Below are 13,094 nucleotides of genomic sequence, written 5' to 3' on the forward strand. Positions count from 1 at the left end.
ATGTCAACAGAAGAAGTACTGCAACTTTGCAACAACATTTGCCAAAACACCTTAATGCAAACGCTAGAAATTGAGTTTGTATCCGTTGATTTAAAAGCGGAAACGTTAACGGCTAGAATGCCGGTTTCGCCAAAAGTACATCAACCCGATGGCGTTTTGCACGGAGGCGCCACTGCTGCTTTGGCCGAAAGTGTTGGGAGTGCTGCTTGCTATGTGTTTTTAGATGCTGAAAACTTTATGATTCGTGGTATCGAAATTTCAGCCAATCACTTAAAAAGCATTCGTGAAGGCGATGTGTTTGCCATCGCTTCTTTTATTCACAAAGGCAGAACCACACAATTGTGGGAGATAAAAGTAACCGACGAAGACGATAACTTGATTTCACTTTGTAAACTGTCTACCATTACCTTACCAAAGAAAAAATAATGCAACAAGATACTTTCTTTGCTTCATTAGCAAAGCATTTTGAAGATAAATTACCTTTTGTAGCCTACAGAAAACCGAACGAAATGGCAGTACAGGCTGTTTTACAATCTTCGGATGAATTGTTTTATGTGAACGATTTTACAGAATCTGGATTTGTATTTGCTCCTTTTAATGCTGATGAACCAACCATTTTGTTTCCAATGGCAAATTCAGAAAAATTGGAATTGGCTATTTTTGAAGCGACAACCGAAACTACAATCAAAGCTACGACAACAGTTACTGAAGAAGAGCAACAAAAGCATATTGATTTAGTAGCGGAAGGTGTTGCGGCTTTGCAAAAGGAAGCAGATTTCAAAAAAGTAGTGCTTTCTAGAAAAGAAGTATTGCAAACGAAAGATTTTGATGCTTTAGTCGTTTTTCAAAAGTTATTAGCAACTTACGATAGCGCTTTTTGTTATGTATGGTTTCACCCCAAAGTGGGTTTATGGTTAGGAGCCACTCCGGAAACCTTATTGCAAGTCTACCGAAATAAATTTGCAACCATGGCTTTGGCCGGAACGCAAAAGTTTGAAGGCTCCACCGAAGTAGAATGGGGAACCAAAGAACAAGAGGAGCAACAAATTGTTACCGATTCTATTGTAGCGGAATTGCAAAAGGTAACTGATAATTTAAAAATATCAGCAGCACATACACACAAAGCGGGGAATCTGTTGCATTTGAAAACTGACATTTCAGGATTTTTACCAGCTAATTTCAATGCGTTTAAAGAAGTCGTTTTGGCGTTGCATCCTACGCCTGCGGTTTGTGGTTTGCCCAAGGAAAGAGCTAAAGATTTCATTTTAAACAACGAGCACTACACGCGCACGTTTTACAGCGGATTTTTAGGAGAAATCAACAAAGCCGAAACTATAGAACGCAATACGAACAGAAGAAATGTAGAAAATTCAGCTTACAAAGCTTCGGCTTCAAGTTCACATTTGTTTGTGAATTTACGCTCTATGGAAGTTGTAAATGAAGAAGTACATCTATTTGTTGGTGGCGGAATTACTGCAGCATCAAACCCGGAAGCAGAATGGGAGGAAACCGTACACAAAACCGGAACCATGAAAAAAGTGCTGTTCTAGAAAAAATTCCATCGAATGGAAATTCGAATTCGTCGAGTAAATCTCCCAGAACTTCTATTCTCTTTTATATATAAGCAGCTTATGTTCAATTTTGGAGTGTGAAATTAAAACACATCCCAAAATGAAAAAATACGTTTCTACAATACTACTACTTTTAGGTGTCACTTTTGTGAGTGCCCAAGAAATAGATAGTTTACCAAATGTTGATGGTAAAGTTTGGACGTTGGAGGAGTGTTTGGCGTATGCTGTAGACAATAGTATTACAGTAAAAGATGCCGAATATACCGAAGAAACGGCCGAAGTAACTTATCAGCAATCAAAAGATAATAGGCTTCCAAATTTAACAGGGAGTGCTTCTCAAAGTTTAACAAACGGACAATCTATTGACCCGATTACGAGTGATTATGTAAACCAACAAATTAATTCTACAAGTTTGGGGCTTTCATCTTCGGTAGCTTTGTTTCAAGGAAATCAATTGAGAAATCAGATCAAACAGAATAAAATTCTTGTAGATCAAAATTCATTATATGTTCAGGAAGCAAAGAACAATATTATTCTTAGTGTAACCGAAGCATATTTACAAGCCTTATATGCTAAAGAAGGAATTGCAGTTGCCGAGAAGAATTTAGAAGCAACTAGCAGTCAGGCAGAACAGGCAAAGGCTCGTTACGAAGCTGGAAGCATAGCTATGCAAGATTATTCAGATGCTATTTCTCAAGCAGCAACAAATAAGTACAATTTGATTGATGCTAAAAATTCTTATGCACAGCAAATTATCGTGTTGAAGCAATTGTTAGAATTAAGTCCAATGGTAGAATTTGACGTAGCAACACCCGATACCGATGCATACGAATCTCCAATTTTACCAAATAAATACGAGATATATGAATCAGCTTTAGGAATGCTTCCTGAATACAAAGCAGCCGAATTAGGCGTTGAGGTTTCAGAAAAAGATCTTGATATTTCTAAGGGTGATTATTTACCAACACTTTCGTTAAGTGGTAGTTTGGGCAGTGGTTACACTAGTACACAAGATTTAGGTTTTTATGATCAGTTGGATGTGAATTTTAACCAGCGTTTGAGTTTATCATTATCTATTCCAATTTTCAATAGAAATCAAACCAAAGCGGCAGTTCAAAAAGCTAAAATTGCTATAGATCAATCCAAAATTCAGCAACAAACTGTTCAGAAAGAAATCTATCAGAAGATAGAAACAGCATATCAAAATGTGCTTTCTGCTCAAGAGCAATTATCAGCTGCTGAAGCTGCTAGTAATGCTGCGGAAGAATCATACAAATTAGCACAAAAGAAATATGATTTGGGTGCTTTGAGTACTACAGATTTAGTGGTAAGCCAAAACACGTTTACCGTAGCACAACAAAATTATTTACAGGCAAAATACCTAAATATTCTATACACACAGTTACTACAATTCTATCAAGGAAAAGACATTAAAATTTAAACACATCATGAAAAATAAATCTAAAATTATAATTATTATCATTCTAGTTGTCGTAGTTGCTGCAGGTGCGTACTTCTGGATGGGCAGTTCAAGTGAATCGGTAATCACAGCAGAAACAACGCCGGTTACCAAAGGTGAAGTAACCAAAATGGTAACAGCAACAGGAACCATAGAACCGTTAACAGAAGTTGAAGTAGGTACACAGGTTTCTGGTAAAGTAGCCAAACTTTATGCAGACTATAATAGTGTTGTTAAGAAAGGTGATTTACTAGCGGAGATTGATAAAACCAATTTACTAGCATCGTTATCACAAGCAAAAGCAACCTACAACTCAGCAGTTACAGAGCGTGATTATTTACAAGTGATTTTTGATCGTCAGAAATCATTATATGAAAATAAAGTAATTAGTAAAGCAGATTATGATGAAGCGCTTTACAACTTAAAAACAGCAAAAAATACAGTTACACAAAGATATTCGGATCTTCAGGAAGCACAGACCAATTTGAGTTATGCAGAAATTTATTCCCCCATTGATGGAATCGTACTTTCCAGAGAAGTAGATGAAGGACAAACGGTAGCGGCAAGTTACGAGACTCCAACATTGTTCACTATTGCAAAAGACTTAAAACAAATGCAGGTAGAGGCCGACGTAGATGAAGCAGATATAGGTGAAGTGCAAGAAGGCCAGCGAGTGACGTTTACGGTTGATGCGTATCAAGGAACTACTTTTGAAGGTGTAGTTACCCAAGTAAGACTTGATTATACTGAAGATTCTAATGTAATTACGTATACGGTGGTTATTAAGGCCGAAAACCCCGACCTAAAACTAAAACCTGGTTTAACAGCCACCGTATACATTTACACACTGGAGTTACAAGATCAACTAACCATTCAAGCAAAAGCAGCCAATTTTCAGCCAGATGCAGGTTTAGTGCAAGCTTACGAACAGCAGCAAGGAATAGAAAGCCCGCAGCCTTTACAGATACCGGAAGTTTCAGAAAATGAAAGTGTAGTGTACAAACTTCAGAACAATAAAATTACAGCTCAAAAAGTAGTCTTAGGAGAGAGCGATGGTGTAAACATCCAAGTAAAAAGCGGATTGAATGAAGGTGATAAATTGGTTTACAATTTAGAAGAAACCAAAGGTGAAGTTGCCAGCAGTGGAAGTAATGAAAGTCCGTTTATGCCAAAACCTCCAGGAAAAGATAAGGACAAAGACAAAAAAGAGTAGAAGATCATGAAAAAAGAGATTATAAAAATTCAAGATCTGAAAAGAGAATTTAGAATGGGTGATGAAATTGTTCACGCCTTAAAAGGAATCTCTTATACGATTTACGAAGGAGAATTTGTGACCATCATGGGATCTAGTGGTTCGGGTAAAAGTACCATGTTAAATGTCTTAGGATGTCTAGATCAACCAAGTTCTGGAATTTATGAGATTGATGGTGTGATGGTGAAAAAATTGAGTAGAAATGAATTAGCTCAAATCAGAAATGAAAAAATCGGATTCATTTTCCAGGCTTATAATTTATTGCCAAGAACCACTTCTATAGAAAATGCAGAGTTACCATTGCTTTATAATAGCAAAGTGAGCACTGCAGAAAGACATGACAGAGCCGTAAAAGCATTGCAGAAAGTAGGTTTGGGTGAACGTTTAGATCATACACCGGCACAACTTTCCGGTGGTCAACAACAACGTGTGGCCATTGCCAGATCTTTGGTAAATGATCCTGTGGTTATTTTAGCCGATGAGGCAACTGGTAACTTAGATACAAGAACTTCATACGAAATTATGGCGCTCTTCCAAGAATTGAACAGACAAGGAAAAACCATAGTTTTTGTAACGCACGAACCAGATATTGCCGAGTTTAGTAGTAGAACTATTGTTCTTAAAGACGGTAATGTTATCAAAGATGAATACAATACTAACATTCAGGATGCTGCAGCTGCTTTAGCCGCACTTCCAAAAGAAGATTGATATGAGAATATTAAATTTAATGAAAACCGCCTGGAAAGCTATCTTACTCAACAAAGTAAGAACGTTGCTTACCATGCTAGGTATCATCATAGGAGTTGCTTCTGTAATTGCCATGTTGGCTATTGGAGAGGGTTCCAAAGAGAGTATCAAAACCCAAATTTCTAGTATGGGTTCTAACATGATCAACATTCGTCCGGGAGCCGATATGCGTGGAGGAGTTCGTCTGGAAGCTAGTGAAATGCAATCGCTCAAATTGGCAGATTACAATGCGTTGAAAGAGCAAGCTACTTTGATTACCGATATTTCTCCGCAAGTTTCAGGGAGCGGACAAGCAATTAACGGAGCTAACAACTGGCCAACTTCTATTTATGGAGTAGCACCGTCTTATGCAGATATCAAAAAATATGAAATAGAAGACGGTAGTATGTTTACTGATGCTGAAGTAAAATCTTCTGCAAAAGTTGCTGTAATTGGTCAAACTATTGTAGAGAATTTATTCCCAAATGGAGAAGATCCGGTAGGTAAAATGATTCGTTTTGATACTACACCTTTCAAAGTTATTGGGGTTTTAAGTGAGAAGGGTGAAAATACATTTGGACAAGATCAAGATGATATTATTTTGGCACCATATACGGCAGTTCAAAAACGTATTTTGGCAATAGATTATTTACAAACTATTGTAGCTTCAGCAATAAACGAAGAAAAAGCCCCAGATGCTGTAGAACAGATTTCGGAAATTCTTAGAAAACAGCACAATATTACTGGAGAAGAAGCAGATGATTTTAATGTATTTTCTATGGAAGAATTAATTTCAACCTTTAGTTCTACCAGTGAAATGTTAACGGTTTTATTAGTTGCTATTGCAAGTATTTCCCTTTTAGTTGGTGGTATTGGTATTATGAATATCATGTATGTTTCAGTAAAAGAACGTACACGAGAAATTGGTTTACGTATGGCCGTTGGTGGTAAAGGGAGTGATATTTTAATGCAGTTTCTTATAGAGGCTATTTTAATGAGTATTACAGGTGGTTTAATTGGCGTATCTTTGGGATTATTAGCTACGTTCTTGATAGAAAATATTGCCCATTGGCCAACAAGTGTAACAAGTTATTCCATTATTATTTCTTTTGCGGTGTGTGCCATTACAGGTATTTTCTTTGGATGGTATCCTGCAAGAAAAGCAGCGGCTTTAGATCCTATAACAGCTTTACGATACGAGTAATATGTTTGCAAAAAATAAAAGTGTCATAGTTTTATTTCATGTGTTGGTTTGGATAGTTTTATTCAGCTTTCCATACCTGTTATCATCCGGTCAGCAACAAGTGTTGATCCGGGTGATAGCTCATTCATGGGTACCCATGACGCTTTATGCAGTTATATTTTACATCAACTATTTTTACCTTATTGACAAAACTTTTTTCAATAGGAAAAAACTACTCATTTTTTTTACAGTCAACATTGCTCTAATTGCCTTCTCTATTTGGTTTCGAGGCGAGTTAAATAGTACATTTTTTAGAACCGTAATGCCTAATTTAGATGACGATAAAGCGCCTCCTTTTTCCTTGATTTTGTACGTGCAAATCATTTCATTTATTATTCCGGTACTATTTTCTGTTGCTTTAAAAATAGCTGAACGCTATATAAAAACCGAGGCAGAACGTAAAGATGCAGAAAACGTAAAGTTAGAATCAGAATTACAGCATTTACGGTATCAATTACAACCACATTTCTTTTTCAATTCCTTGAATAACATTTATTCGTTGGTAGATATTTCTCCGGATAAAGCAAAATCTACCATTCATAGTTTGAGTAAGTTGATGCGCTATTTGCTTTACGAAACAACTACCGAAAAAGTTTCGTTAAAGCATGAAATTCAATTTATGGAAAAGTATATTGAATTGATGAAATTGCGACTTTCAGACAAAACAAATGTTGAGGTAATCTTTCCTGAAATTGTTAAAGATGTGAAAATAGCTCCTTTGCTTTTTATTTCGTTGGTAGAAAATGCGTTTAAACATGGAGTTTCCGCAAATCATGTGAGCATTATTTATTTTGAGATGAAATTACAGCAGAACACTATTACGTTCACCACCGAAAATCCAAATTTTCCTAAAGCGACTTCAGATAAAAGTGGTTCTGGCATTGGATTAAAGAATTTGGAACAGCGCTTAAAACTAATTTATCCAAAACAGCATCAACTAGAATATGGCGTCAAAGGCGATGTTTTTGTGACGGAACTTACGGTGGAAACTGAATAATTTCATGTAAGTACAGGATATCTTCAAAGACACTTCGACTTATTTTTATAGGATGAAATATTTCCTTTTAAAAATAGCTTTATTGCTTACATTTTCGGCAAGTGCTTTTCAAAGTGGCATAGAAATTAATTCAATATATTATGATGCGAATGGAACTTCGCTAGATTCTATTTCCGCTCATTTGTTAGCTGAAGATATTTTCAAAATTACAAGCGAGAAACCTAAAGTCTTCACGTCTGATAAAGCCATTTCTAAAAACGCCATTCTTATCGGGAAAATAGATTCTGAATTTATTCAAGAACAACTTTCAGAAGAAATTCCGGCTTCTTTTCAGCAACAAAAAGAAAGTTATTATCAAGGTTGGTCAAAAGGTAAAGCACATTTTATCATTGCCGGAACCGATGCACGAGGAACAGCTTTTGGTGTATTCGATTTTTCTAAATTGAACGGCGTTTCGCCATGGTATTGGTGGGCTGATGTTCCTGTAGAGCAAAAAACGAAATTGGATTTTCCAGCCGAATCGTACTTTTCTAAAGAGCCATCGGTAGAGTTTCGTGGTATTTTTTTGAATGATGAAGATTGGGGATTGCAGCCGTGGGCAGAAAAAACTTTTGAGCCTGAAACGGGAGATATTGGACCCAAAACTTACGCAAAAATCTTTGAGTTGCTATTACGCTTAAAAGCCAACACCATTTGGCCGGCGATGCATCCATCTACCAAGGCATTTTTTCATTATGCGGGAAATCTTAGAATGGCTGAGAAATACCATATTGTTTTGGGAAGTTCGCATGCGGAGCCGATGTTACGCAACAATGTAGACGAATGGACAAAAGAATTGGGGAGATTTGATTATAAAAGCAACCGTGAAACTGTTCAGAACTATTGGGAAGAGCGTGTAGCGGAATCTAAAGATATTGATGCGATTTTCACAGTTGGCATGCGTGGTATTCACGATAGTGGAATGGAAGGCGTGACGAGTACGGAAGAAGCGGCGAATTTGTTAGAAACCGTAATTGCCGATCAGCGATCTATGCTAGAAAAACATCGTGGAAAAAGCGCCACTGAAATTCCGCAAGCTTTTACGGTGTATAAAGAAGTGCTGAATTTGTACGATCACGGGATGCAATTACCGGAAGATATTACACTGGTTTGGACGGATGATAATTATGCGTACATCAGACGTTTGGGAAATGAGCAGGAGCGTTCCCGAAGCGGTGGTGCCGGAGTTTATTATCATGCGTCGTATTGGGGACGCCCGCACGATTATTTGTGGTTGAGTTCTACCAATCCAACTTTGATTTGGGAAGAAATGCACAAGGCGTATCAAATGAACGCCAAGAAAATATGGATTTTAAATGTAGGTGATATCAAACCGGCAGAATACAGCATGCAGTTTTTCATGGATATGGCTTACGATATGGAAAAGTTTGATGCACCTGAAAAGATTGAAAAGCATAGGAATCAATTCTATAAAGATATCTTCGGAAATGATTTTGGAACTGAAATTTCTGCTATCAGAAAAGAATATTATCAATTGGCTTGGGAACGCAAACCGGAGTTTATGGGATGGAGCCAAACCGAACCAACAACAGGGGTAAAGCCAACCGATTATTCGCCTTTTGATTTTGGAGATGAAATTCAGCATAGATTAAATGCATATCAAAGTTTAGCATATAAAACAGATTCAATTTTCAAGAAATTACCAGCCGATTTAAAAGACAGTTACTTTCAATTAGTGCATTATCCTATAAAAGGAGCTGCTTTGATGAATGAAAAACAATTGAACAGAGATTCGGCTCAAAAATATGCCAAACAAGGCCGACTTTCCGCCAAAAACTATCAGCAAAAATCAATGAATGCTTATGATAGTATTCAGCAATTAACAGAACAATACAATCAGATTATTTCAGAAGGAAAATGGAACGGGATGATGTCTATGAAACCAAGGAATCTGCCTGTTTTTCATAAACCGGAGTTTACAGATAGTATTCAGCTTATCGAGAAAACTCCTTCGTTTTTTATTGAAGGAGGAAACCATAATCAATTACCCAACTTCTATAAAGGAATTGATGCTAATTTCTACATGGATATTTTCTTGCGATATGAAAATGAGGTGAGTTGGAAAATTAAAAAACTTCCTAAATGGTTGCTAGTATCAAAAGAACAGGGACAATTATCATCATTGGAAGAAAAAATTGAAGAACGAATTTTCTTCTCGGTTGATTGGAGTAAGGTTTCTGAAAAGGAGGTCAACTCAGGTGATTTTATATTTAAGCTTGGAAATCAGAAGTTCAAGATTCATACTCAAGTCAAAAATTACAGTCTTCCAAAAGGTTCAATTATTGAGCGTAACGGACTAGCAATAATTGCTGCTGAAAATCCAGATAAAGTCGAGAATACAGATAAATTCTATTGGGAGAAAATAGCAAATTTAGGTTATTCCGGAGCCGTGATATTGGCTAAATCAAAAGAGCACAAATCTTTGATTTCTTCAACCATAGCAAATCATCCTTCTTTGTCGTATGAGATAACAACAGAAACTGTAACGGATACCGCTAAATTGGTGATAACAGCAGTGCCTACACATCCTGTTACAAAAGAGCAACAATTAAAAATAGGAGTTCAATGGGATGATAACCCAATTCAAGTAATAAATTTTCAGACACATGGAAGAAGTGCAGCATGGAAGGAAAATGTGTTAAAGAATTTAGCTAGTAAAGAACTTTCTGTCCAAATAAAAAATAAAGGTAAACACACTATAAAGCTGTATATGATAGATGAAGGAGTTGCTCTAGATTTTATCATATTGAATACAGAAAATAGAAATATGCCCTATAGCTTCATAGGTGAAACAAGAACTAACTAAGTAGACAGGATGATTTTTGAACAAAGTTGGCGTTGGTACGGACCACAAGATATAGTGTCTTTAGCTACCGTAAAACAGGCAGGAGCAACGGGTGTTGTTACCGCGTTACATCATATTCCGGTAGGGGAGGTTTGGCCTGTAGAAGAAATTCAAAAGCGGATTTACGAAATTGCTCAGAGTAACCATAAATTGCCATTTCCTTTACACTGGAATGTGGTTGAAAGTTTGCCTGTTCACGAGTTTATCAAACAAGGAAGACCTGAAAGAGATCAGTTAATTGAGAACTATAAAGTAAGTCTAAGAAATCTTGCAGAATGCGGGATTAAGACTATTTGCTACAATTTTATGCCTATTTTAGATTGGTTAAGAACCGATTTGAAATATGAATTACAAGATGGGAGTAAAGCACTGTTTTATGATATGATAAACGTAGCTGTATTCGATATTTTTATATTGAAACGAGAAAATGCAACGGCCTCATATATCCAAGATATTCTTCAAAAGGCTAAAAATCGATATAGTAATTTTTCAGAAGTCGAAATAGAAAATCTAAAGCGAAATTTACTTTTAGCTTTGCCCGGTGAAACCGATGCATTTACCATTGAAAAATTGAAAAATGGTTTAGAACAGTATGAGGGAATTTCACGAGAACAATTACAGGAAAATTTAATTTATTTTCTGAAAGAAGTAATTCCGGTTGCCGAAGAATTAGGCGTTGTGCTGGCGATTCACCCAGATGATCCGCCATGGCCGGTTTTTGGGTTACCAAGAATTGTGAGCACAGCTGGAGATCTTAAGTTTATTTTTGAAGCGGTTCCTTCAATTCATAACGGACTTACATTTTGCAGCGGAAGTTTAGGCGCTTCAGAAGTTAATAAGCTGCCAGAAATTATCAAAACGTATTACGATCGCATTCACTTTGTGCATTTGCGTTCGGTAAATAGGGTAGCGCCTTATCATTTTTATGAAGCCAATCATTTAGAAGGAAGTGCTCAAATGTTTGAATTGATAAAAACCTTTTATGATTGTCATCAAACAGATCAAAGAGTCTTACCAATGCGACCAGATCATGGCCATGAAATGATGGACGATCAGGGAAAACCTTATTACCCTGGATATTCAGCTATTGGTCGCTTGCGAGGTTTAGCAGAATTACGAGGTTTAGAATTTGGAATTATTCAAATGGCAAAAGCACAAGAAGCTTAGTACTTTTTCCAATATTTTTTAAATCCGGTTCCCAAATAAAAACTAGGATGTGGCGGCTGGTTATAGCCCACATTTTGCCAGGCAATGCTTAAACGGTATTGCCTGTCTTGCATTAAAGTAGGTAGTTTAATGTCGGTAGGAATTGTAGTAGAATAGACTCTCAATTCCTGATTATCTATAGATGGCAAGATCAGTTCTTCACGCCAATCGCCCAAGATATCTCCCGATAGTGTAGGAGTCTTTTTCGTCCAATTGTTCGAACGAGTTCCTTCAGCTTCAAAAATAACTCCTTTTCCGTATTTGGTAATGTGTGTGCCGTCTAACAATTCACGTGTAGCATCGCCATCCCACCAGATTAAGAAATTAACTTCCTTTGGGGCATTTCCAATTTTATTTCCTTTGATGTCGTATAAGTTTTTGTCTCCTAACCACCAAATTTGTGCCCCAATTCTGGTTGTATCTATGTTGGCTGCAACACCTCTGCCCACATCGCTGTTGGGCGCTGAGGTAAACAACACACTACCATCAATCGCTTTTCTAAGGGTGACTCCGGGACCTGTGGTGTGGTCTTCAATTTCGTGAACTCCAAAAACTTCCAATCCAGGATTTTCAGGATCTAAGTCTGAAACATGCAAGGCATCTCCATGTCTAAATCCGGTAGTGTACAATCCGGTTCCATCATCGTCAACCGTCATGGCGCCAAAGATAATTTCGTCTTTTCCGTCATCATCAACATCGGCTACAGACAAGCCATGATTTCCTTGTCCGGAATATGGATTTCTACCATTTTCGGTATCAAATACCCAACGAGATTTAATTTTTCCATTATTAAAATCGAAAGCCGCCAAAACCGATCTTCCGTAATAGCCACGACACATCACAAAACTAGGATGTTTTCCATCTAAATAGGCCACGGCAGCGGTAAAACGGTCTACACGATTTCCGGTTCGGTCATTTCCTCCGTTGCCACCTTTGCCTCCCCATCCGCCAATATTTCCGCGAGCCGGAATATAATCAGTTGTTGCAAGTGCTTTTCCGGTAGTGCCTTCAAAAACAGTAAGGTATTCAGGTCCGTCTAAAATTTTTCCGTAGGTTTTAGCATTTTCGTCCAAACTACGCCAGTCTTTGCTAGCATCTCCAATCACATTTCCTGCTCCGTCTGTAGTGCCATCGGCGGTTTTACAAACGATTTCTGCTTTTCCGTCTCCATCAAAATCATAGACTAAGAATTGAGTGTAATGAGCACCTTCACGAATGTTTTTCCCTAAATTGATTTCCCATAGCAAGGTGCCATCCATTTTATAGGCCTGAAAAATTGGAGGGTCGGTCAATCCGGTATGTGAATTGTCATGGCCGCGCCCGGTTTGATGCAATACAATCTCATAAGCACCGTCACCATCTAAATCGCCTACAGAAGCATCGTTGGGCGAATAACCTTTGGGAGTTTGTAATGGAATTGAAAAGTATGGGTTTACTTCACTATTTGCCGAAATTGTAAATTCTCCGGCTTCGTTTTTTTCTTTTGAATTCAATACACTTTTTACAAACCAGGTATTGTTTTGTTTAGCTTGAAAAGTAGCATCTATAAACCATGTTTTTGAGGTAATGGGAGTAGAATTCAATTTAACAGTTTTTCCGCCTGACGATCTGTAGATGTTGAAACCTAAGTCGGCCGCATCTTCTTGAAAAGAGCGCCAACTGATAAAAACTTCCTGATCACTTTTTTTGATCGCCACCAATCCACGATCTAATTTTTCCAGTTGCTGACTCATGG

General features: G+C 37.4%; 10 protein-coding genes. 9 read left to right on the forward strand and 1 reads right to left on the reverse strand.

What is annotated here, in order from left to right; all coding sequences use genetic code 11:
• The 9 genes from BM383_RS05350 to uxuA all read left to right on the forward strand — a co-directional run bounded on the left by BM383_RS05350 (window position 1) and on the right by uxuA (window position 11,320).
• Window positions 1-426 (forward strand): PaaI family thioesterase, encoded by a 426-nt coding sequence (locus BM383_RS05350; protein WP_093023775.1) that lies wholly within the window; start codon window positions 1-3, stop codon window positions 424-426.
• On the forward strand, window positions 426-1,550 hold the full coding sequence (locus BM383_RS05355; RefSeq protein WP_093023777.1) for a chorismate-binding protein: 1,125 nt from the start codon (window positions 426-428) through the stop codon (window positions 1,548-1,550). The genes BM383_RS05350 and BM383_RS05355 overlap by 1 nt, the downstream gene beginning before the upstream one ends.
• A gap of 121 nt (window positions 1,551-1,671) precedes the next feature.
• Complete coding sequence (locus BM383_RS05360) at window positions 1,672-3,012, forward strand: TolC family protein (protein WP_093023779.1); 1,341 nt, start codon at window positions 1,672-1,674, stop codon at window positions 3,010-3,012.
• A 7-nt stretch (window positions 3,013-3,019) separates the two neighbouring features.
• Entirely contained in the window at window positions 3,020-4,243 is a 1,224-nt protein-coding gene (locus BM383_RS05365) for an efflux RND transporter periplasmic adaptor subunit (protein WP_093023781.1), read from the forward strand.
• Between the two features lie 6 nt (window positions 4,244-4,249).
• Window positions 4,250-4,990 carry an ABC transporter ATP-binding protein gene (locus BM383_RS05370; protein ID WP_093023783.1) on the forward strand — a complete coding sequence of 247 codons (741 nt, stop codon included), beginning with the start codon at window positions 4,250-4,252 and terminating at the stop codon, window positions 4,988-4,990.
• A 1-nt stretch (window position 4,991) separates the two neighbouring features.
• A complete protein-coding gene (locus BM383_RS05375; RefSeq protein ID WP_093023785.1) occupies window positions 4,992-6,212 on the forward strand; it encodes an ABC transporter permease in 1,221 nt (406 codons plus the stop codon).
• Between the two features lie 301 nt (window positions 6,213-6,513).
• Window positions 6,514-7,248: a sensor histidine kinase gene (locus BM383_RS05380; protein WP_245766530.1), complete on the forward strand. Its 735-nt coding sequence runs from the start codon at window positions 6,514-6,516 to the stop codon at window positions 7,246-7,248.
• Between the two features lie 52 nt (window positions 7,249-7,300).
• A complete protein-coding gene (locus BM383_RS05385; RefSeq protein ID WP_093023789.1) occupies window positions 7,301-10,114 on the forward strand; it encodes a glycosyl hydrolase 115 family protein in 2,814 nt (937 codons plus the stop codon).
• A 9-nt stretch (window positions 10,115-10,123) separates the two neighbouring features.
• Window positions 10,124-11,320 carry a mannonate dehydratase gene (gene uxuA / locus BM383_RS05390; protein WP_093023791.1) on the forward strand — a complete coding sequence of 399 codons (1,197 nt, stop codon included), beginning with the start codon at window positions 10,124-10,126 and terminating at the stop codon, window positions 11,318-11,320.
• Here uxuA and BM383_RS05395 read toward each other — a convergent pair.
• On the reverse strand, window positions 11,317-13,092 hold the full coding sequence (locus BM383_RS05395; RefSeq protein WP_245766531.1) for a rhamnogalacturonan lyase: 1,776 nt from the start codon (window positions 13,090-13,092) through the stop codon (window positions 11,317-11,319). The genes uxuA and BM383_RS05395 overlap by 4 nt on opposite strands.
• Window positions 13,093-13,094: the final 2 nt, after the last annotated feature.

Source organism: Pustulibacterium marinum (genome assembly GCF_900116665.1).
Classification (GTDB): Bacteria; Bacteroidota; Bacteroidia; order Flavobacteriales; family Flavobacteriaceae; genus Pustulibacterium; species Pustulibacterium marinum.

Excerpts from the sequence above, each read along its gene's own strand:
- BM383_RS05350 (WP_093023775.1), top strand. The coding sequence starts at position 1 with ATGTCAACAGAAGAAGTACTGCAACTTTGCAACAACATTTGCCAAAAC.
- BM383_RS05355 (WP_093023777.1), top strand. The coding sequence starts at position 426 with ATGCAACAAGATACTTTCTTTGCTTCATTAGCAAAGCATTTTGAAGAT.
- BM383_RS05360 (WP_093023779.1), top strand. The coding sequence starts at position 1,672 with ATGAAAAAATACGTTTCTACAATACTACTACTTTTAGGTGTCACTTTT.
- BM383_RS05365 (WP_093023781.1), top strand. The coding sequence starts at position 3,020 with ATGAAAAATAAATCTAAAATTATAATTATTATCATTCTAGTTGTCGTA.
- BM383_RS05370 (WP_093023783.1), top strand. The coding sequence starts at position 4,250 with ATGAAAAAAGAGATTATAAAAATTCAAGATCTGAAAAGAGAATTTAGA.
- BM383_RS05375 (WP_093023785.1), top strand. The coding sequence starts at position 4,992 with ATGAGAATATTAAATTTAATGAAAACCGCCTGGAAAGCTATCTTACTC.
- BM383_RS05380 (WP_245766530.1), top strand. The coding sequence starts at position 6,514 with ATGCCTAATTTAGATGACGATAAAGCGCCTCCTTTTTCCTTGATTTTG.
- BM383_RS05385 (WP_093023789.1), top strand. The coding sequence starts at position 7,301 with ATGAAATATTTCCTTTTAAAAATAGCTTTATTGCTTACATTTTCGGCA.
- uxuA (WP_093023791.1), top strand. The coding sequence starts at position 10,124 with ATGATTTTTGAACAAAGTTGGCGTTGGTACGGACCACAAGATATAGTG.
- BM383_RS05395 (WP_245766531.1), bottom strand. The coding sequence starts at position 13,092 with ATGAGTCAGCAACTGGAAAAATTAGATCGTGGATTGGTGGCGATCAAA.